Genomic DNA, 20642 nt, shown 5'->3' on the forward strand with positions numbered 1-20642 from the left:
CGGCCGGCGAGCGGTTTCCGAGTGGGTCGACGAGACATCTTCCGCGCCACTGATTTCGGGAACACATGGGCAACTCGCCTGGTACGTCCGAAACGCAACCCGCTGATCGGGCGCCGGTTCGCCAGATCCGAGTCGCCCAACGACTCGCGGGCCGGCAAAGGTTCCCGAGAGGCGGAGGAGCGCAGGCGAATTCGTTGCGCTATCGTCATCGAATCGACATCAGGAGGGTAAATGTCGCATGACCACTCCGGTCAGGCCGATTCGGGTGATCGGCGTTCCGGTGCTTCGTCGCTCGATGCGCCGGTGCTGAGTGACGGTGCGCCACTATCGGTTTCGCTCACCGACACCGATATTCGGGTGCTCGACACCGTGCTCGCGCCGCTGCGCGCATGGACGAGTCCGCGGTTCTACGGTCTGGAGAACATTCCGGCCGAGGGGCCGGTGCTGCTGGTCGGCAACCACAATCTGATGGGCGGCATCGATGCACCGCTGTTGCTGCCCGAGGTGCTGCGCAGGCGTGGTCGACTGATCCGCGGGCTGGCCGAGAATGTGCTCATCAATGTGCCCGGCATCCGTCAGGTGCTGCACCACTTCGGCTCGGTGCGCGGTAACCGCCGCAACTGCCTGGCGCTGCTGGCCCGCGGCGAAGCCGTCATCGTATTTCCGGGCGGCGGTCGAGAAGCGGTGCGCCGCAAGAACGAGAAGTACGTCCTCAAGTGGGAGGGCCGCTCCGGCTTCGCGCATATGGCGATCGAGGCTGGCGCGCCGATCGTGCCGGTGGCGATGATCGGCGTCGACGACGCCTACGACATCGTCTTCGATGGCGACCATCCGGTCATGCGACCGGTGCGCTGGGCTGTCGAGGCACTCGGTCTGAACCGCGATCTGACTCCGCCGCTGATCCGCGGCGTCGGCCCGACCGGCATCCCGCGTCCCGAGCGCTTCTACTTCTCCGCCGGTGCGCCGATCGACCCGACGCCGTGGCGGGATGCGCCGGATAAGCATGCCGCCGCGGTGCAATTGCGTGACGTGGTGCGCAAGGAATTGGAGGAGGAGCTGAAGTTCCTGTTCAGCGAGCGCGATCGGGATCCGGGTCGCACCTTCTTCGGCCGACTGCGCAGTCTGTTCTGAGTCTGCTCTCAGTTATTTGTCAGTAACTCTCCATACCTTGGCCGAATGGCTGGAACGAGAGTGCGAATGGCAGCAGTGGCGGGTGTAACAGCAGTTCTGATGGGATTCCCCGCCGCATCGGGTGGCTTTCTCGCGTCCGCGGCCGGCGTCGCCGATCCGGTCATCGCGTCCGGCAAACTGCTCACCTCGTCGCGCTCGTCCGATGGCTCGTATGTCGCCGATGTCGCGGTGCACGACAACCGCAATCTGACCTTGCAGGTGTACTCGGCCGCGATGGGCAAGAACATCGAGATCCAGGTGCAGCGCCCTGCCGACACCTCCACCCCGCGCCCGACCCTGTATCTGCTCAATGGCGCGGGCGGCGGGGAGGATTCGGCGACCTGGCAGGCGCAGACCGATGCCGCGCGGTTCTTCGACGACAAGAATGTGAATGTGGTCACACCGGTCGGAGGCAAATGGAGCTACTACACGGACTGGCGCGCTCCCGATCCGGTGCTCGGCGTGAATATGTGGAAGACCTTCCTCACCGAGGAATTGCCCTCGCTCATCGATAGCGGACTCGGCGCGAACGGCACCAATGCGATTGCGGGCCTATCGATGTCGGGTACTTCGGTACTCCAACTGCCCATCGCCGCACCGGGCCTCTACCAATCGGTGGCGGCCTACAGCGGATGCGCGCAGATCTCCGACCCGGTCGGCTACAACTTCGTGAACGCCGTCGTCGCCGCGGGCGGCGGTGATTCGGCGAATATGTATGGGCCGCAGGGTGATCCGATGTGGGCCGCCAACGACCCGTACGTGCACGCCGACCAACTGCGCGGCCTGAACCTGTACATCTCCGACGGCAGTGGTATGCCCGGCCGATGGGACACCTTGAACGGCCCGCACGCGCTGCCCGGCGCCGGTGGCCTCGTCAACCAGGTCGCCGTCGGCGGCGCACTCGAAGCCGCGGCCAACTACTGCTCGCACAACCTGCAGACTCGCCTGAACCAATTGGGCATCCCCGCCACCTATGACTTCCAGCCCACCGGCACTCACTCCTGGGGCTACTGGGAAGACGCGCTGAAGGCGTCGTGGCCGGTCCTGGCACGGGGCCTCGGGCTGCCCGCCTAGGGTCGGCGCACTTCTGTATTTGCTGATCGGTACGGCAAATTTCCTCCGCTGTTCGAGGTGAGACCGCGATTTCTGGTCCAGAAGTAAACGATAGTTCTCATTCCGGGTACCGTATGTAGCAACGACGGGTCGGTGTGGACCGGCCGTGTGGTCACTAGGAGGTTGGCGTGGAGCGCACACTGTTCGAACCCGAACACGAGCTGTTCCGGGAATCGTTCCGCAAGTTTCTCGATCAGCACGTCGCGCCGAATCACGCGCAGTGGGAAGAGCAGGGCGTTGTCGACCGCGATGTCTGGCTCGAGGCCGGTAAGCAGGGATTCCTCGGCATGGCCGTGCCGGAGGAGTTCGGCGGCGGCGGGGTAAAGGACTTCCGCTACAACGCGATCGTCACCGAGGAATCGGTGCGTGGCCAGTACTCCGGCCTCGGCTTCGCCCTGCACAACGATGTGATCGCACCCTATCTGCTCGAACTCGCCAACGATGAGCAGAAGCAGCGCTGGCTGCCCGGGTTCTGTTCGGGCGAGATCATCACCGCCATCGCGATGACCGAACCGGGCACCGGTTCCGACCTCCAGGGCATCAAGACTCGCGCGGTTCGCGACGGCGACGACTGGATCCTCAACGGCGCCAAGACCTTTATCACCAACGGCATCAACTCCGATATTGTCATCGTGGTCGCCCAGACCGACCCGGAGAAGGGTGCGATGGGCTTCAGCCTGCTCGTCGTGGAACGCGGCATGCCCGGCTTCGAACGCGGCCGCAACCTCGACAAGCTCGGCCTGAAGGCCCAGGACACCGCCGAGTTGAGCTTCACCGATGTGCGCGTCCCGGGCAAGAACCTGCTCGGCACCGAGGGCATGGGCTTCATCCACCTGATGAACAACCTGCCGCAGGAACGCCTGTCGATCGCCGTGGTGGCGGCCGCTGCCATGGAATCCTGCCTGGAGATGACCATCCAGTACGTACGCGACCGCAAGGCCTTCGGCAAGCCGATCGGCGCCCAGCAGAACACTCGCTTCGTGCTGGCCGAACTGGCCACCAAGACAACCGCCGTCCGGGTCCTGGTCGACCGCTTCATCGAAGACCTCAATGCGGGCAAGCTGTCCGTCGAGGACGCCGCCATGGCCAAGTGGTGGAGCACCGAGGAGCAGCTCGATCTCATCGACCGCTGCCTGCAACTGCACGGCGGCTACGGCTATATGAAGGAATACCCGATCGCCAAGGCCTACATGGATGCCCGGGTCCAGACCATCTACGGCGGCACCACCGAAATCATGAAGGAAATCATCGGCCGTAGCTTGAAACTCTCCTGACGGGAGGCGGTTTCCCGGCTCAGCCGACGGCTTCGATCGCCTCGTGGGCGTGGGTGTACACGGTCGGCGGTCGACTGTCGAGTTCGTCGGCGATCGTGAAGCTGGTTGCGCGCTAACCGAACCGGCCGCGGGGCCGCAGTCGGCAGCCAAGGCCCGCGGCGGCACCAGATATCCGCATCTGTGTTCGGAACGCTATGTGCAACAGGATATTTCAGTGCCGCTCGGGGTCGGCGGTGACCCGGCGTTGTTCCGGTCCGGCTGGTAGCTGCTAGCCTTCCTGCGTGCCCATCGCTGTCCGTCTTGCTCCTGGTTGCCGCCCGCGCGGCTGCCGGGCTCCCGCGCGGCGGGTGCACGGACGCCGGGTGCGATGGGTGATCGGCTCCGAGCCGGGTCAGGTCAACGGGATGCGATGGCGGTGCGCGTCGCGCACCGTGCGAGGTAACTGAGGGCGTTTCGGGCCGTTTGCGGCCGGTTCCTCGCTGCACGGGTACGCGTTCTCGTGATTTCACCAGCCATCGCACCGGAACGTGTGTTCCGGCTCAGGAGCGTGTCGACAATGACCAGCGAATTCTTCATTCCTGCCCCGGAGGGGCAGAATCCCAGCGCCGAAGGGTATTTCGGCGACTTCGGCGGCAAGTTCATCCCGGAGGCACTCGTCACTGCCGTGCAGGAAGTGGCTACGGCATATCAGAAGGCCAGCTGTGATCCCGGGTTCGTGGCCGAGCTCGAGCAGTTGCTCGTCCATTACGCGGGGCGGCCCACGGCGCTGACCGAGGTGCCCCGGTTCGCCGAACATGCCGGAGGAGCACGGGTTTTCCTCAAGCGCGAGGACCTGAACCACACCGGGTCACACAAGATCAACAATGTGCTCGGACAGGCGCTGCTCACCAAGCGGATGGGCAAGCCGCGGGTCATCGCGGAGACCGGCGCGGGCTCGCACGGGGTGGCGACCGCCACCGCATGCGCGCTGTTCGGGCTCGAATGCACCGTCTACATGGGCGAAGTCGACATGAAGCGGCAGGCGCTCAATGTGTCCCGGATGGAAATGCTGGGGGCGCAGGTCGTTCCGGTCGGTTCCGGGTCACGCACTCTCAAGGATGCCATCAACGAGACGTTCCGGGACTGGGTCACGAACGTGGACAACACGCACTACATCTTCGGCACGGTCGCCGGGCCGCATCCATTCCCGACCATGATCCGCGATTTCCAGCGCGTCATCGGTGTGGAGGCCCGGCGGCAGATAGTGGAACGCACCGGGCGGCTGCCGGACGCTGCCGTGGCGTGCGTCGGCGGCGGATCGAATGCGATCGGGCTGTTCCACGCCTTCTTGGACGACGAGCACGTGCGGCTCATCGGTTGTGAAGCCGCCGGACACGGCATCGAGACCGGTCGGCACGCAGCGTCGTTGTCGGCAGGCGAGCCCGGCATTCTGCACGGGTCGCGCTCCTATGTTCTCCAGGACGAGGAGGGACAGATCACCGAGGCGTGTTCGATCTCGGCCGGACTCGATTATCCGGGTGTCGGCCCCGAGCATGCTTTTCTGCACGACCGTGGTCGTGGTGAGTACCGCCCGATCACCGATAACGATGCCATGCAGGCATTTCGCCTGCTGTCCGCAACCGAGGGCATCATCCCGGCGATCGAAAGCGCCCATGCACTGGCCGGTGCGCTGGATCTCGGCAGGGAGCTCGGCGCGGACGGATTGATCCTGGTCAATCTGTCCGGCCGCGGCGACAAGGACATGGATACCGCGACCAGCTATTTCGGCCGGGGTGCCGAAGCGACCGCATCGGAGGGACAGCAGTGAGCGGAAACATCCAGTTGCTGAACGAGACCCTGGCCGCGGCTGGACAGGCAGGGCGTACGTCACTCATTGCCTATCTGCCCGCTGGTTTCCCGACCGTCGAGCGCGGCATCACCGCCATGACAGCGGCCCTCGACGCCGGTGCCGACATCCTTGAAGTCGGCCTGCCGCACAGCGATCCGATCCTGGACGGTCCGGTCATCCAGACCGCCGCCGATATCGCCCTACGCGGCGGCACTCGGATCAAGGACGTGCTGTTCACAGTACGCGAGGTGCATCGGGCCACCGGTAAACCGGTCCTGGTGATGACGTACTGGAACCCGGTGTCGCGCTACGGGGTCGAACGATTCGCCACGGAACTCGCCGAGGCTGGCGGGGCGGGCTGCATCCTGCCGGATCTACCAGTCCAGGAATCCGCCAGCTGGCGCGAACAGGCGGCCACGCATGGCCTGGCCACCGTGTTCATCGTCGCGCCGAGCACCGACAGCCAGCGATTGACCCAAATCACCGCTGCCGGTTCGGGATTCGTGTATGCCGCTTCGCTGATGGGTGTCACCGGCACCCGCGCGTCGGTCGGCGAGACCGCCGGGTTCCTGGTCGAGCGCATTCGGGCGGTCACCGATCTGCCAGTCTGCGTCGGCATCGGTATCTCGACCGCAGATCAGGCCGCTGCGGTCGGGGGTTTCGCCGACGGTGTCATCGTCGGCTCCGCGCTGGTGAAGGCCCTACTCGACGCGCCCGACGAGTCGGCTGCGCTGACAGCTGTCCGAACCCTGACGAGTTCCCTCGCCACCGCCGTCCGGAGCTGACCGCCGAGTTACGCATGGTCCGCAGGTGCCGCACGGCATGGTGGATTTCACGGATCATCGTGGTCAACTCGGCTGGGGTCTCACGCGCCCTGACAACCCAGCAGGGTGGTGATGGTGGCGGCGGTCCAGCCTAGATCCGCGCCGGGGCGGGTCGCGATATAGGCGGCGATCTTTTCGACTGTCCAGGTGTGGGATTCGATCAGGCCCGCGGCGAGGTGGCGGATGTAGGCGGCCGACGGTGGGTTGCCAGGGAGGTCGGTATAGCGCCAAGGTGCGGTGATGGTGAGGACCGGATGTCCTTCGAAAGTGCCGGTGCAGACGACGGTTTCGTAGCGACCGGGACCCAGCGTCGAGCGGCCGCGGGTGATTGCTTCGCGCAGGCCCAGGTCGGTGCCGGGGGTTCGGTACATCTCCTGGGCGGCGATATCGCAGAACTGGTCGATGGTGACCAGGTGGGCGCGGGCGGCGGTCGCACCGTGGGCGTCGGGGTCGTAGAAGGCTCGCCCGCCGGTCCAGGTCAGGGATTCGGTGGCGAAGTATTGCACGCCGGGAAGCATGAGTGGTACGGACCGCGGCGGTTCGGCCGGGTGGCGGCAGCCGGGGAGTGTTACCGCGCCGCCCTTGGGTGTGCCGCCGGCCAGGTAGCAGCGCAGGCGGCTCAGATGCATATTCGAGCCGTATGACGCATACCACACGGTCTCGGTCATGGTGCTGGTCCAGGCATCGCACCCACCTTCGGGTTGGAATCGCCGATAAGACGAGCATGCCACGGGTGGTGGCATCAGTGCCTTGCGCCCGTGAGCACGTCCGCCACCAGCGAGTTCGGCAGCGGTGGATGCACCGGCCGGTGTTCGATAACGGTGAGTTCGGGCGCCCGTATCTCCGCCGGCGGCGGAAAGTAGGCGAGTCACCGCACGGCGGCCGCATCGGGAAGTTGTAGAGCTGCGTGGCCCGGTTCCCGCCGTGGGGTCACCAATCCGTTGAGTGCGCGCGTCGGCGCTGCCGACATGGCAGACATCGCTGTCCTTCGAAGCTGTCCCAACAGCCCATATTGTCTGGGACGGATTCGACACCTGTACCGATTATCGGCGGGCGCCGCACGGATACAACGGGATCGAATTCGACGCATCCCTTGCGGCGGTGCGTCACTCGCGCGTTGGGAAGTGGAATCCGCGGCGCGCGAACGGAATGCGTACACTTCTGCCAGCCGGAAGCGATCTGAAACAGGCGTCAGTCGGCCGACATTGGAGGGGTAATTGTCAACACGACGCGACGACATTCTCGATGCGGCACGGGACCTGATCGTGCGCGAGGGCTACGCCGGCGCCAGTATGCATGCGATCGCGCGAGCGGCGGGCCTGACCAGACCCGCGCTGTACGCCGAATTCTGCGATCGGGACGACTTGTTCGAGGCATTGTTCGATCGTGAGGAACAACGGGTGTTCGCCATGGCGGCCGAGGCTATGCCGGTATTCCAGGAGGACGTGGATCTGGCCGCCATAGCGGCGGACGTCTCGGCCGATGCCGTCGATATCTTTCTCGACCTCGTCGCAGCCGCGCCACAGAGCTGGCGATTCGTGCTCATGCACGGCGAGGGACTGCCCGAAACCGCGCACCAACGGGTGGATCGCGGCCGTGCGGCCCTGCGGGCGCGCAGTCGAAAGGTGCTCGGGCTGATGGCCGCGCTCACCGAGCGAGAAATCGATGAGGAGTTGTTGAGCCACGCGGTGATCAGTGTGAGCGAAACCGGCGCCAGACTTGTGCTCGCCGACGGTGGCGCGCAACGGCGCGCAGCGGTATCCGAGACACTGCGCTGGCTGGCACGCCGGGCGGTCGCCGGGGCCGGAGTCGGGGAGAAATAGCGATGGCCGAAACGGCGCCCCATGAGCTATCGATGCCTCGAGCACCTAAACGCAAGTACGCCAGGCGGCTTCAGCCTGCCGACCGACGTGAGCAACTACTCGACGCAGCATTACGCATTGTGGCGGAGGCGGGGTTCACCAGCGTCAGTATTGCCGCCGTCGCCGAGCGCGGCGGGGTGACCAGGCCGGTCGTCTACGACTCCTTCGGCAGCCGCGGCGAATTGCTGGAGGCGCTCATCGAACGCGAGACTGCCCGCATGGCGGCGGCGGTGGCCCGCTCGACCGCCACAACGCCCGACTTCGGTTCCGCCGCACCAGAACAGCTGCCTGCGATGCTCGGGCACTTCCTCACCGAGGTCTGCTCGATGCCCGACACCTGGCGGCTGATCTACTTCCCGATCGACAGTGTGCCGCCGGCACTGCGGGACCCGCTCACCGCGGCGCGCGACGAATTGCGCTCACCGCTGCGGCAGGCACTCGGGCGGTGGCTGACCGAGCAGCCCGATGCCGATGGCGTGGATCCGGACGTGTTGGCCCAGGTCGTACAGTGCACCATCCAAACCGCGGCGGGCCTAGTGCTCGACCATCCCGAGCAATTCGGCATCGACCGGATTCTGGCGCTGTTCGACTATCTGTTCCTCCGTGCGCCAGTGCCGGCGAGTGAACCGTCAGCACTGCGCGCATAGCGTCTTTCGACGGTGACGGAGGGAGCGGCCCGGCGTCGGCGATGGCGATCGCTGTCGTTCCGGTCTCGGGTCGAGCCGATCACGGGCAAACTGGCCTCTCGAAGAGGACTACCCAGCGCCGATCGAGGTGAGTTCGAACACCGGGTGGTGCTCGGCTTCCGCGACAAACCGCTCAACCGGATCGTTCCGGTCGGCCTGAAAGTAGCGTCGAGTGGCAGAGGCGATCTGCACATAGCGCTGGAGCACCGGCCCGGCCTCCTGCGCAGACGCCTCTCGGATGGTGTAGGTGCGGTTCCCGCGCCGGCGGGTGAGCGTCACTCGCCCCGCGTTGCGGGCGTTATGAACCCAAGGCACCGCCCCGTACGGGGCCACCAGCCACAGCCGCCCGTCGTGGTCCACGACAGTGACCGGGTTCCGTCGAGTCAGGCCGGTTCGGTGCCCCACCGTAGTCAACACATATGAGTGCGGCACCAAACCGCCACTGGTAAACGCCGTCATGACGACATTCTCGATACGACGCCAGCGACCCGGCCGGTACCGCCGCTCAGGACGAAACTCCACCGGCTCAGGCTCTCCACCACTGTTCACGTCCTCAATCTACCGTCCATCGGCGGGAGGGGTAGATCCCGCAGAATCCCACATTGCCAGCGGCTTTCGACAATGCGATCGCGCGCTGGCGAAGAATCGGGCGCACCAATTCGCCACCTATGGTGAACTCGCCGCCGCCGCACAGGATGCGCTCGCGGGACGCACGGTCGCACCGCCGCCACCGAAGAAGCGCCGGGGAGTGTTGAGCGCGGTAGTCGCGGCCGTACTGGCCGCCGCGGGCTGCCGCAACGCGTGGGCCAGGGCTATCTGGTTCCGACGAGCGTCCCGCGTGTTCGGAATTCCTGCGGTGGGCAGCCTTGCCAGCGCCGGAATGCGCGGATGAAGGAGGCGGCCTCGGCGTAGCCGAGACGGGCGGCCACTTGTTCGGTGGTCATATCGGTGTGGCTGAGTAGTTCCTCCGACATCATCTGGCGTACTTCGTCGAGGAGACCGCGGAAGGAGGTGCCTTCGTCGCGGAGGCGGCGTGACAGTGTGCGCGGGCTCATGAAAAGCGCTGCGGCGATGGCGATTTGGTCCGGAATCTCGCCAGGATTGCGAACCAGCAGATCGCGCACCGAACCGGCGACACCGCTGCGAGCGCGGCGGGCGGTGAGCAGATCGCGGCACAGCTGTTCGCATGTTCCGCGCGCCCATTCGGTTGCCTGCGGCAGCGCGACATCGAGATACGCACTGTCGAAGGCCAATTCGTTGACCGCCGCGTCGAATTCCGGCTCGACCCCGAAGACGTCCCGGTAGCGCGTCGTATCCGCCGGCGCGCGATGGCGGAAGCTGATCCGGGTGGCTGGCACACCCGCGGAGAACCGCTCCCGGCTGATGGTCTGGATGCCGGTGATGTTGCGTTCGGTCAAGAAGGCGCGCACATCCGCCGGAATCTCCGAATCGTCGACGACGAGCCGCGACTCTTCCGGTCCCTCCTCGAAGGTCAACCGGCCGAAGGCGAAGGCCGAATCGACATAGCGCAGCGAAACCTCGATCACCTCGCGCACCGTGCGACTGCTGAGCAGCGCCAGCCCCCACGGCCCGTACAGAGCCAACTGATAGCGGTTCCCGGCCTCGACGCCCAATCCGGGTTCGGCGCCGAATCGCGCGAGCAGATTGCGCACGACGCGCACCTCTTGATGCGCCGTCACCGCGGCATCGGGATCGTTTATCGCCGCGGGCACCAGTTTCGTGCCCTCGAGACAGGCTTCCGGCGGCATGCCGCGTTGTTGTGCCAATTGCATCAGCACATGCACGCTGGATGTTTTACGCAGTAGATCCCAATCGAACACTGAACTGCATCCTCGTCGAAGCTGGTCCCGTCGTGCTATCGGCGGAACGTATCAACCCTTTCTTATCCATCGCAGAAAAATCAATGGCTCGTTCGCGAATCTGTTCAGCTTCGCACTGCCGATGGGCGGATGGCAGGACTCCGGGATCGGTACGCGATGGGGCGGTGCCGCCGGAATCCGGAAATACAGCCGCCAGCGAGCGATTACGGTGCCGCGCGGACCGGCGTTGAAGCGTGAGTCGACGTGGTACCCGGCCTCGCGCATACGGTTGCGAGCGGTGACCGGATTGATGCGCGCTGGACGGGCGTGGCAAGCGCAAGCTATCGATGTTCTCGGTCGGCAAGCGATAAGTGCGGGCTCAGACGGATATCGAACGCGCTATCCGGAATCCGACATCATCGATGCGGTAGGTCGGATGGCTGCGCCGTCGCACCGAGGCCCGGCAGCTCCACTTCTCGTCGGACCACCCGCCCCCGCGCAGCACCCGATACGAGTCGTACACCTCAGCGTCGTAAATGTCCCAGCACCAATCCCAGACGTTGCCGAGCATGTCGTACAGGCCCCATGCATTCGGCAGCTTGCCGCCGACCTCGTGCACGTGCTCCGCGGAATTGCCGCGATACCAAGCGATTTCGTCGAGCTCGCCATATCGCGGACCCGCGGTGCCCGCCCGGCACGCATACTCCCACTCGGCTTCGGTCGGCAGCCGGTACCCATCGCTATCGGCATCCCACGTGACCTCGTCGTCCTGCACGCGATACGCGGGCGGCAAACCCGCACCAAGCGACAGACCATTGCAGAACCGGACCGCATCGAACCACGAAACGCTCTCGACCGGCAGCCGATCACCGTGCGTCGCACTCGGCAACTCCCCGGTGACCTGCTCGTACTGCGACTGGGTAATCGAAAACGCCGCCAACCGAAATCCTGCCACCTCGACCGCCCAACTCCGCTGGGTCCGCCGATCCGACAGCGTCACGTGCCCCGCAGGCAGCGTGACCATCTCGATTTCCGCACGCATAGCTAGCCGATAGTAATGTATGCGTATCGTGGATTCGGACGCCGCCGACCCGATGGGAGAGGTTCGCCGAACTCCGGCGCCTGGCCGATCATGGCAATGCCGATGCGGCTGAACAACTTTTGCCCATGTCACGCTCTCGAATACCGTGAGTCCACGACCATTCCCGCGCAGGCACGACAGCAGGGTTACGACAGATACACCGGTTTCGAGTACGAGAGCCACGCTGATTCGATCGTCGATCTCGTTGTCGGAGACGAATTCTCGGGAGTGCAGCAGCGCCGTAGCGCACGCCTCTTGCCGATCGTCACGGTGCAGAGCACGAATCCGGTGGTGACCCGGGCCGTGGCATCCGCCGTCCTGCCGCATCTGCCGCGCTGAGGAAGCACTTGTCGTACATTCAATTCCGGTGATCGCCACCATTTCGCTGGTTCGGCAGCGGATGGGCGGCCGATGGTGCGGTTGTCGTGTCCCGACCCCGATCTCGGTGGCCGGTCGAGTCTTCGGTTGGTTGTACGAGTCTGTCGGACATGGTGCTGGTGATGAATTTGGGGATGGCGGGGGCGAATAGTTTGAGGTAAGAGTCCATCCATTCATGGCGGGTGTTGAGGAATGGGAAGTCGGTGGGGGCCATATAGCGAACGGCGAGCATGGGCAGTGGCGCATCGAGTGCGGGGAAGTCCGGGTTGTGCAGCCCCGCGGCGGTGCACCCCGGATAGAACTGACCCAGCATCAGGCCCATTTCGACGAACCGAGACTTCTGCTCGTATTGAATCGCATCGATGTCGGCGTATTCGGTGAGGTCCGGGAAGACCGCGAGGACGGCCTTGAGCTTGGAATCGGGTTCGTCCCGGGGCGGCAAGGCGGGGAACAGGTCGAATAGATCGTCGACGACCGCAGTCAGGTACTCGGCGTCGATGGAACGACCTTCGAGAAATGCGGCCCACAGGAAGTGGTTCGAGATAGCGCGGCTGGTATAAGGACAGACCGGGCCGGATCGACCGAGGTCGGGGTGCGGCTGACACAGATATTCGCGAGTCCACCTTCGCAATTCGGCGGCACGCGAGTGCGCGGCGATCCGCGGCGTCCCTGGATCGGGAGCGAACAGGTTGACTGGTTCGATGCCGGAACGTGTCCCGACGATTCGGTCCGTGTTCATCATCGGCTTGTCCTTGTGGGGGTGTTGGGCTCCGGTGCGGTAGTTCGTGATGAGCGGAAGTGCTCGGTGAGGACGAATCCGATCGCGCGGAGCGAGTCGGGTTCGATCATCCGTTCGTGCCGGATGGGAATGCGATGGTCGGTGATCCGGCCGGTGATGAGGTTGTTCCATGCGAGGACGGGCCGGGGGTCGTCCTCCGGGTGGGCGGTGGCGCTGAAGTAGATCAGGTCAGCCAGGGTGGCGACGGACTCGCCGTCGGCGCGGAGTCGGACGGCGATCGCATGCGCGATGGTGCCGCCGAGCGAGTAGCCGAGCAGGTGGTACGGGCCCGTGGCGTAGGTGACCGCGAGCGTGACATCGCCGCTGTCATGGTCGGCCGAGACCACGAACCGCAGGTCGAAGCGAGACGCCGCTTCGGACAGATCGACCACCGGCAGCTCGACATCGGCCTCGAGATTCCGCAACGCCAGCATCACCTGAAACGGCGGATGCCCGGAGTGCGGCCGCCGCGGAACGCGTTCGTCCACCATCTGCTCGAACGCAACATCGGCATGCCGTGACGGGTCGAAGAACTGATACGGCTCGCCGTCGACCTCTACCAGCCGCAGGTATCCCGACTGGAACTCGCGGCCTGCTCGAATCGTCACCGCGCGCAACAGATCGACATCGAGATCTCCACGCAACTCGATGTACTGCGCCTCGGATATCGGCACATCCGGACTCAACTTCTGCGCCAGCCATAACCCACGTTGCCCAGCTGACAGCGGCACCTGCGTTATTGCTGACGCTTCCGGCTCGGTAACGTCGCTTGATCCCTCGTTGGGATAAAGCTGTGGTCGCAGAACGGTCATTGAACTTTCCTCTATCCCGACCACGGCCAGTCTAGGCGGAATGGTTCGCTGTGCCTACCCGGACTTCGAATCCGCAGCGCGGAATTGTCAACGAATTCCGGAGTGTACCGGGCAGTGCTCTAAAGGTTTCTTCGAGAGCTTTATCGCATGTCAGGGGGTCGAACGTAACACTGTGTCACGCAGGGACCTTCGGTCCTCGATTAGATGACGGAATGCCCTATCCTTCAACGGTGTATGTCATATATATGAACGGCCGGAATGTAATATCGAGATGCGCAAAACGATATAAATTCTGGCACGTTGTTAACATGCGATCGTGGTATTGCGATTGGTTTTGTCCGAATTGGTGAACCGGTCCAGCTGGCGGTAGCTCGGCTGTCGCTGCCCGGTCGCGTCGGATCTCCATGGCGCTTTGCATCGGCAGATCGACCGTCGCCGCCGATCGGGTCCGAGAAGGTTTTGGCGCGTCGATGATCTCCGGCCTAGCCTGTACGCGCACCGTGCGAAGAGGAGACAACCGTGCCCGATGTCCGTGAACTATGGCAGAGCCGAGTCTGGGGGAATCTCGGGGCTCCGGTATACGACTTCGTGCTCGACCATCCGCAGGTGGCCCGGCCCGCCGGACAGGTGATGTGGGGTTGCGATACCCGCCGGATGTATGCGGCGATGGATATCGTCAATCAGCTGCCGGAGGGTTCGGCGCTGCTGGATCTGCCGGTCGGCGGCGGCGTGACCCTGCGTCGACTCGAACACGGTCGCAAGCTGCGCTATGTGGCCGCGGACATCTCCGATGACCAGTTGGCGGCGGCGCGCCGCGTGGCCGAGCGCGCCCGGCTGTCCGATATCGACTATGTGCGCGCGGATGTGGTCGATCTGCCCTTCGCCACCGGCGAATTCGATCTGGTAGTGAGCTTCGCCGGCCTGCACTGCATGCCGGATCCGGCCGCCGCCATCGCCTCGCTCGCTCGGGTACTCGCGCCGGGTGGACGGCTGGTCGGCAGTTGTGTGGTGCGCGGCGTCCGGCCGCGCTTCGACCTACTCATGCAGGTGATGCGGACGATGGGCGTATTCGGTCCGTCCGGCACCGCGGCCGAGCTATCGGACTGGATCGCCGCGGCGGGTCTGCGTGAGGTCGAGCTGGTGTGCAATGGCGCGCTGGCGCAGTTCATCGCCGTGAAGGACTAGGCCCCTGGTCGTAGCGCGGGCCGACCAGGGCAATGGCCGTATCGACCGCGACGTCGATGATGTCGCGGATGTCCTTGCCCTCTTCGACAGTAGAGGCGATGAGTTCGCGGAAACCGCCGTAGAGGATGGTCGCCATCTGACGGGTCGGCGGATGCAGCCCGGGAGCTTCGAACCTCGGCGTCGCGGTGATGCTTTGGATCAGCTCGATGAAAGCCTCACCCGCGTCGTGGTGGACCAGGCGGGCGGCCTCGCCGAGCGCGGGGGTGTCCCGAATCCAGGCCAGGGTGATCGTCGGATCCTGACGGGATGCGTGGATCCAGGCTTCGATGGCCTGTCGGACCTGGGTGCGCCAGGGCGCGGCTGGGTCGACGGCATCGTAGATTTGCTGGATCGTCTCATTGTTGCGCTCGGCGAGCAGTGCGATGAAGCAATCCTGTTTGCTGTCGAAATGTTCGTAGAAGGTGCGACGGGACGTGCGCGCGATGCGAACCACATCGGCGACCGTCGTCTCGCGATAACCACGATCGCGCACGGCCTCGGCCATCGCGTCGAGGAGTCGACGCCGGAATGCGGACTCCGGCGTCCCCTCGGTGGCGATGCTGGCGGCGGGCTGGGCACGGGTCACGAGAATCAGGTTAGTTCGCCCCGCCGCCACGGCGATCATGACCTCGCACGCACCTGAATATGGTCGGGTGCGGCGGCCCGGCTCGCGAATCGGATCGTGCCGTCCTCGATTCGCCCGTGACGCAGTGCGAGCACATCATGGGCGTAGCTCATGCCCAAGCGCCACGGGCGTCGCGATCCGGCCCTGGGAAAACGGTCGATGGAGCGTTGGACGTAGCCGGATCGGAAATTCAGCAGGGGCTCCGGGGCGATGCTCGGATCCGGCCACGGCGTGCACTGGTCATAGCCGTTGTCGTTCATATGCCGCAACAACCGGCACACGAATTCGCCGACCAGATCGGCCTTCAACGTCCAGGACGCATTGGTGTAGCCGATGGTGAAGGCGAAGTTGGGGACACCACTGAGCATCATCCCCTTGTAGGCCATGGTGTCGGACAGTGCGACCGCCCGGCCGTCGACGCTGAATTCGATCCCACCGAAGGCGAGCAGTTGCAGACCGGTGGCCGTCACCACGATATCGGCGGGGAGATCGGCGCCCGAGACCAGCCGCAGGCCGTCGGCGGTGAACTTCTCGATGCGGTCGGTCACCACGGCGGCGCGCCCGGCCCGGATCGCCCGGAACAGATCCCCGTCCGGCACCAGGCAGAGCCGTTGATCCCATGGGTTATAGGTCGGTTCGAAGTGGACGTCCACCTCGTATCCGGTCGGCAATTGCGCGGCCGTCTGCTTGCGGATGAAGTTGCGCATCATGCGCGGGCGGCGCTGGCTGAGTTGGTAGATGATCGTGCCGATCAGCACGTTCTTCCACCGGGTGATCGTGTAGGCCCGGCGGGGGCCGAGCCGTTCGCGCAGGCGGATCGCCAGCGCGTCCTCGGTGGGCATGGACAAGATGTATGTGGGGGAGCGCTGGAGCATGGTCACCTGCGCTGCCGTCTCGGCCATGGCCGGGACAAGGGTCACCGCCGTGGCCCCGCTGCCGACCACGACGACTCGCTTACCCGCATAGTCCAGGTCGGCGGGCCAATGCTGCGGATGCACGAGTTGCCCACGGAAATCGTCGATTCCGGCGAATTCGGGGGTGTAACCGTGGTCATAACGGTAGTAGCCGCTGCACACATACAGGAAGCCGCAGGTGAATGTCGAGGTGGTGCCGCCATGTTCGGCCGTCACCGTCCACTGCGCCGCTTCGGTCGACCAGGATGCCCCGATGACCTTGTGCCCGAATCGGATTCGACGATCGATACCGGCTTCGGCCGCGGTGTTGCGGATGTAGTCGAGGATCGATGACCCGTCGGCGATGGCCGCGGCCTGGGTCCACGGACGGAAACGGTAGCCGAGGGTGTGCATATCGGAGTCCGAACGTACCCCTGGATAGCGGAACAGATCCCAGGTGCCGCCGATTGCCGTGCGCGCCTCCAGAATTGCGTAGCTGCGCTTCGGGAATGCCGTCTGCAGATGGTGTGCCGCGCCGATTCCGGAGAGACCGGCGCCGACGATCAGCACATCGATATGCTCCGGCCCACCCGTCGCCCGGCCACCCCCGATCGAATCGCTGCGCGATGCTTTCATGCTGTCACCCCCGCCTCGGCGCGTGCCCGCAACCGCCGCTCGATTACCGCGAATATGTCGTAGTAATGCGTCGGCGCGACCCGTGCGAGTGCGTCGAAGACGTAGGCATCCGGCCCGACCAGAATACGGGACTTGCCGCGCTCGACTCCGCGACAGATGATTTCGGCGGCCTTATCCGGCGAGGTCATGGTGATCGCTTCGAACTCCGCCGCCAGCTGTTCATGTGAACGGCCGCGTCCCTCGGGATCCTTGCGCACCCGGGCATTGCGCGCGATATTGGTGGTAATACCACCCGGATGCACATTCACCGCGGAAACTCCCGTGCCCCGAAGTTCCTGGCGCAGTGCGTCGGTGAAACCGCGCACCGCGAATTTCGCAGCGCAATACGCACTTTGATTCGGCATGCCGAGCAGTCCGTACACACTGGAGGTATTCACGATGACGCCCCGGTCCTGTTCGACCAAGATTGGCAGAAATGCACGGGTGCCGTTGACCACGCCGTCGAAGTTGATCTGCCGTAACCATTCGTCGTCTTCCGGAACCGCGTCGAGCACCGATGAGGTCACCGCCACACCCGCGTTGTTGAAAACCGCCGCCAACGGCTCGGTCAGCCAGTCCCTGACCTCGGCGGCGAAGGCGAGTTGGTCGGCGGCATCGCGGACATCGAGTACGCGGGTGAGCACCGGGCCGGTCAGTGTGGCAGCCGTATGCTTCAGCCCGACCGCGTCGATATCGGCGATCGCCACGGGTGACCCACGGCGCGAAAGTAATTGGGCGAGACTGCGGCCGATGCCGGAGGCGGCACCGGTAATCATGGCGGGACGGCCGGACAGCGGCCTAGCGGCGCGGGGCATCGGTGCTCCTGGCGGTGCGGATATGGGTATCGATGAGGTCGGTGAGCATCGGCCGGACACCGACGGGCAGGTCGTGGCCCAGGCCGGGCAGGGTGTGCAGACGCGCACCCGCGATGGCGCGCGCGGTGACGGTGCCGCCGGTCGGGTGCACCATCAGGTCGCGGTCACCGTGCAGGATCAGCGTCGGGGCGGTGACGGCGGCGAGTTCGGCGGTGCGGTCACCGGATTTGAGGATGCCGGCGAGTTGACGGCCGACGCCTGGTGCGGGATGGGGATCGCGGTCCCAGGTCGTCGCCGCGGCGGTGCGCACCGCCTGCTCGTCGAACGGATAGCCGTGTGAGCGGATGTGGCGGTACATGCGCACCGTGCGTTCGATGTGTTCGGTGCGCGTGCCGGCCGGTCGGCCGAACATCAATCGCCAGGTCGACAGGGCCGGACGCCCGACCCGTGCCGCACCTGTGGTCGACATGATCGAGGTCAGTGAGGCGACCCGGGCCGGATAGCGGGCGGCGACGGTTTGCGCGATCATCCCGCCGAGCGACATCCCGACCAGGTGCGCGGTGCTCAGCTCCAGCGCGTCGAGCAGGCCGACGGCGTCGGCGGCCATATCGGAGAGGTCGTATTGCGCTGTGTGCCAACGCTTTCGCAGAAAGTCGAGTGGGCCCGGCGGCGGAAAGCCGAAGTGCGTCGACTTGCCGACATCGCGATTGTCGAAGCGGATGACGTCGTAGCCGCGTGCGACCAGGAGCGCGCAGAGACCGTCTGGCCAATCGTGCAGTTGCTGACCCAGTCCGGCGACGAGCAGCAATGGGGTGCCGCCGTCACCGAGGCGCTCGTAAGCGAGGGTGACGCCACCGCCCACATCGGCGAAGTGCTCGAGCCCGCCCGTCACCCGGCCACCACCTTTCATCGGATCGCTACGCGATGCTCTGCTCATGGGTCACCTGTTCGGCCTCGGCCGTGACGGGCCGAGGCGCGCGGCGGTACACCACAGCCCGGCCCTTCTCGGCGGGCACCAGTGCGACGCCGCGGAAGTGCGTGCGCTCATCCGGCGCCTCGGTCGGTTCGAGGGTGAAATCTCGCAGCAGCGTGCGTAATACGACATTCAACTCCATGGTGGCGAAGGCCGCACCGATGCAGCGCCGAGCGCCGCCGCCGAACGGAATCCAGCTGAAGGTGCCCGGCCGGACACCGACGAAACGGTTCGGATCGAAGGTGCGGGCATTCGGGAACAGGTCCTCGTTGTCGTGCATGAGCCGAATGCTGACGACCACATTCTGCCCCTTCGGCAGCGTCCACCGCCCCAACTGCATCGACTCCGCACGGATCTTGCGGGCCGTCATATCGATGACCGGACGCACCCGCTGCACCTCCAACAGGGTGGCCTCGCGTAGTGCCGAACCGCCTTCGTCGACCTCGTCGACCAAGCGCCGCAGCACTTCCGGATGCCTGCGCAACCGTTCGATGGTCCACGACAGGGTGGTCGCCGTGGTCTCGTGGCCCGCGGTGAGCAAGGTGAGCAGTTCGTCGGCGATCTCGCCGCGGGTCATCGGAGTGCCGTCGTCGTAGCGGGCCTGCAGCATCATCGCCAGCACATCGTCGCGCTCGGCGAGCCGCTCGTCGGTCGCTGCGCGATCGACGAGCCTGCCGACGATCTCGTCGTAGTCGCGGCGGTATGCGGCGAAGCGGGCCCATGGCCCGTATCGCCCCAAGAACTTTCGTGGCACCGGCAGCGCCGCCAGCGCCGAGCCGACCAACACCAATTTGGGCAGCAACTCGCGCAGTTCGTCGAATTCCTTGCCCTCGGCGCCGAATACGGCGCGCAGGATCACATTCAGGGTGATCCGCATCATCGAATCCATCGTCGCGAACTCCCGGCCCTGTGGCCAGGTGGCCAGCTCGCGCACCGTCTCCTCCTCGATCAGCGTCTCGTACACCGCGAGGCGACGACCGTGGAACGGCGGGGTGAGCAATTTGCGCTGTTTACGATGTTCGGCGCCCTCCAGTGCGAACAGTGAGCCGGGACCGAGAAACTCTCCGAGATTGACATCGACGTTGTCGGCCACCTCGGCACTCGCGGTGAACAGCGCCTTCACCTCGGCCGGTTCGGATAGCACGACCACCCGCCCGAAGCGGGGAAGGTAGACCGTGAACGCCGAGCCGTACCGCTCATGCAATCTGCGCCATGCGCGGGTGCGGCCCGCCATCACCTCGATGGCCTGTAAGAAGGCCGGACTCGTCGGCCCGTCGGGCAATTTCACCGTGGTCATGCGGCACCTCCCAGCGTGGTACATCTGTGTACCACCGGTATGGTACACAGATGTACCACGATGTGGCAAGGATCACTGTCGGGATTGCCGTCCGCTCCGGCGGTGCTGCTGGTCGAGGTGAGCACGTGCGCAAGCATCGTTGGGTGACAACCGCAGGCTGGGGTTGGTTCGCCATCCTCGCGTCGGTCATCGTGCTGATCGGCGGGGCTGGACCGGCGCCAGTCGGCCGCCGCCGACCTCGTCACTCTCGAGGCCGGCCAGTTGCGCGGTGTCCTGGCCGCGGAGCATCGGTTGTTCGCGGGCATTCCCTACGTGGTGCCTGCGCGGCCTCGGCTGGATCTATGGCGCCGTCGTGACACCGGATCGGCAGCGCCTCGCCACCGAAACGCGAAGGTACCGGGGTTGATTCACCATCGACACCCGCCCGGATTCGGCAGGTCTAGAGCCGATCCGGGCCTACGATTCGGCCGCACCACTGGTCATGTCCTTCCGGCTGGCTGGAAATCGGCTCATC

20 protein-coding genes are annotated in these 20642 nt (G+C 65.3%); 9 read left to right on the forward strand and 11 right to left on the reverse strand.

Translation table 11 applies throughout. From position 1 onward, the window contains the following. The first annotated feature begins 231 nt into the window (after positions 1-231). The 5 genes from AB0J29_RS09315 to trpA all read left to right on the forward strand — a co-directional run bounded on the left by AB0J29_RS09315 (position 232) and on the right by trpA (position 6170). Positions 232-1131 (forward strand): lysophospholipid acyltransferase family protein, encoded by a 900-nt coding sequence (locus AB0J29_RS09315; protein ID WP_364781880.1) that lies wholly within the window; start codon positions 232-234, stop codon positions 1129-1131. Positions 1132-1197: 66 nt separating this feature from the next. After that, the gene (locus tag AB0J29_RS09320) at positions 1198-2244 is read left to right on the forward strand and encodes an alpha/beta hydrolase family protein (RefSeq protein WP_364781883.1); all 1047 of its coding nucleotides are present in this window, start codon (positions 1198-1200) and stop codon (positions 2242-2244) included. A 167-nt stretch (positions 2245-2411) separates the two neighbouring features. Beyond that, positions 2412-3557, forward strand: coding sequence for an acyl-CoA dehydrogenase family protein (locus tag AB0J29_RS09325; RefSeq protein WP_364781886.1), 1146 nt, complete (start codon positions 2412-2414; stop codon positions 3555-3557). A 556-nt stretch (positions 3558-4113) separates the two neighbouring features. Continuing rightward, the gene (gene trpB / locus AB0J29_RS09330) at positions 4114-5364 is read left to right on the forward strand and encodes a tryptophan synthase subunit beta (protein ID WP_364781890.1); all 1251 of its coding nucleotides are present in this window, start codon (positions 4114-4116) and stop codon (positions 5362-5364) included. Further along, the gene (trpA, locus tag AB0J29_RS09335) at positions 5361-6170 is read left to right on the forward strand and encodes a tryptophan synthase subunit alpha (protein ID WP_364781893.1); all 810 of its coding nucleotides are present in this window, start codon (positions 5361-5363) and stop codon (positions 6168-6170) included. The genes trpB and trpA overlap by 4 nt, the downstream gene beginning before the upstream one ends. A gap of 80 nt (positions 6171-6250) precedes the next feature. On the opposite strand, the gene AB0J29_RS09340 is transcribed toward trpA, so the two are convergent. Continuing rightward, positions 6251-6877: a histone deacetylase gene (locus tag AB0J29_RS09340; protein ID WP_364781896.1), complete on the reverse strand. Its 627-nt coding sequence runs from the start codon at positions 6875-6877 to the stop codon at positions 6251-6253. A 549-nt stretch (positions 6878-7426) separates the two neighbouring features. On the opposite strand from AB0J29_RS09340, the gene AB0J29_RS09345 reads away from it, so the two are divergent. Together AB0J29_RS09345 and AB0J29_RS09350 are read left to right on the forward strand one after the other, a co-directional pair. Continuing rightward, positions 7427-8032: a helix-turn-helix domain-containing protein gene (locus tag AB0J29_RS09345; RefSeq protein ID WP_364781899.1), complete on the forward strand. Its 606-nt coding sequence runs from the start codon at positions 7427-7429 to the stop codon at positions 8030-8032. 32 nt (positions 8033-8064) lie between these two features. Continuing rightward, entirely contained in the window at positions 8065-8718 is a 654-nt protein-coding gene (locus AB0J29_RS09350; RefSeq protein ID WP_364781902.1) for a TetR/AcrR family transcriptional regulator, read from the forward strand. 108 nt (positions 8719-8826) lie between these two features. Here AB0J29_RS09350 and AB0J29_RS09355 read toward each other — a convergent pair whose 3' ends face one another. From AB0J29_RS09355 to AB0J29_RS09365, 3 genes are all read right to left on the reverse strand, one after another. Beyond that, on the reverse strand, positions 8827-9216 hold the full coding sequence (locus AB0J29_RS09355; protein ID WP_364781905.1) for a nitroreductase family deazaflavin-dependent oxidoreductase: 390 nt from the start codon (positions 9214-9216) through the stop codon (positions 8827-8829). 353 nt (positions 9217-9569) lie between these two features. Next, entirely contained in the window at positions 9570-10598 is a 1029-nt protein-coding gene (locus tag AB0J29_RS09360; protein WP_364781908.1) for an AraC family transcriptional regulator, read from the reverse strand. A 358-nt stretch (positions 10599-10956) separates the two neighbouring features. Then, entirely contained in the window at positions 10957-11601 is a 645-nt protein-coding gene (locus AB0J29_RS09365; RefSeq protein ID WP_364782328.1) for an SUMF1/EgtB/PvdO family nonheme iron enzyme, read from the reverse strand. Positions 11602-11709: 108 nt separating this feature from the next. Between AB0J29_RS09365 and AB0J29_RS09370 the strand changes: the two genes are divergently transcribed. Further along, positions 11710-11997, forward strand: a complete 288-nt coding sequence (locus AB0J29_RS09370) for a hypothetical protein (protein ID WP_364781911.1) — start codon at positions 11710-11712, stop codon at positions 11995-11997. A gap of 19 nt (positions 11998-12016) precedes the next feature. Here the strand turns inward: AB0J29_RS09370 and AB0J29_RS09375 are convergent, their stop codons facing one another. Further along, entirely contained in the window at positions 12017-12778 is a 762-nt protein-coding gene (locus AB0J29_RS09375; protein WP_364781914.1) for a DUF6875 domain-containing protein, read from the reverse strand. Next, positions 12775-13626 (reverse strand): thioesterase domain-containing protein, encoded by an 852-nt coding sequence (locus AB0J29_RS09380; protein ID WP_364781917.1) that lies wholly within the window; start codon positions 13624-13626, stop codon positions 12775-12777. The genes AB0J29_RS09375 and AB0J29_RS09380 overlap by 4 nt, the downstream gene beginning before the upstream one ends. Before the next feature lie 519 nt (positions 13627-14145). On the opposite strand from AB0J29_RS09380, the gene AB0J29_RS09385 reads away from it, so the two are divergent. After that, positions 14146-14811 carry a class I SAM-dependent methyltransferase gene (locus tag AB0J29_RS09385; RefSeq protein ID WP_364781920.1) on the forward strand — a complete coding sequence of 222 codons (666 nt, stop codon included), beginning with the start codon at positions 14146-14148 and terminating at the stop codon, positions 14809-14811. Here the strand turns inward: AB0J29_RS09385 and AB0J29_RS09390 are convergent. The 5 genes from AB0J29_RS09390 to AB0J29_RS09410 are packed head-to-tail and all read right to left on the reverse strand — an operon-like array spanning position 14792 to position 20128. Beyond that, on the reverse strand, positions 14792-15436 hold the full coding sequence (locus AB0J29_RS09390) for a TetR/AcrR family transcriptional regulator (RefSeq protein ID WP_364781923.1): 645 nt from the start codon (positions 15434-15436) through the stop codon (positions 14792-14794). The two genes, AB0J29_RS09385 and AB0J29_RS09390, sit on opposite strands and share 20 nt — an antisense overlap. Positions 15437-15471: 35 nt before the next feature. Beyond that, positions 15472-17004 carry an NAD(P)/FAD-dependent oxidoreductase gene (locus tag AB0J29_RS09395; protein ID WP_364781926.1) on the reverse strand — a complete coding sequence of 511 codons (1533 nt, stop codon included), beginning with the start codon at positions 17002-17004 and terminating at the stop codon, positions 15472-15474. Next, positions 17001-17858 (reverse strand): SDR family NAD(P)-dependent oxidoreductase, encoded by an 858-nt coding sequence (locus AB0J29_RS09400; protein WP_364781929.1) that lies wholly within the window; start codon positions 17856-17858, stop codon positions 17001-17003. The genes AB0J29_RS09395 and AB0J29_RS09400 overlap by 4 nt, the downstream gene beginning before the upstream one ends. Beyond that, a complete protein-coding gene (locus AB0J29_RS09405) occupies positions 17842-18795 on the reverse strand; it encodes an alpha/beta hydrolase (protein WP_364781932.1) in 954 nt (317 codons plus the stop codon). The genes AB0J29_RS09400 and AB0J29_RS09405 overlap by 17 nt, the downstream gene beginning before the upstream one ends. Further along, positions 18776-20128, reverse strand: a complete 1353-nt coding sequence (locus tag AB0J29_RS09410) for a cytochrome P450 (RefSeq protein WP_364781935.1) — start codon at positions 20126-20128, stop codon at positions 18776-18778. Before AB0J29_RS09410 ends, AB0J29_RS09405 begins: the two co-directional genes overlap by 20 nt. Between the last annotated feature and the right edge of the window lie 514 nt (positions 20129-20642).

It is taken from the genome of Nocardia sp. NPDC049707 (genome assembly GCF_040674855.1).
Classification (GTDB): domain Bacteria; phylum Actinomycetota; class Actinomycetes; order Mycobacteriales; family Mycobacteriaceae; genus Nocardia.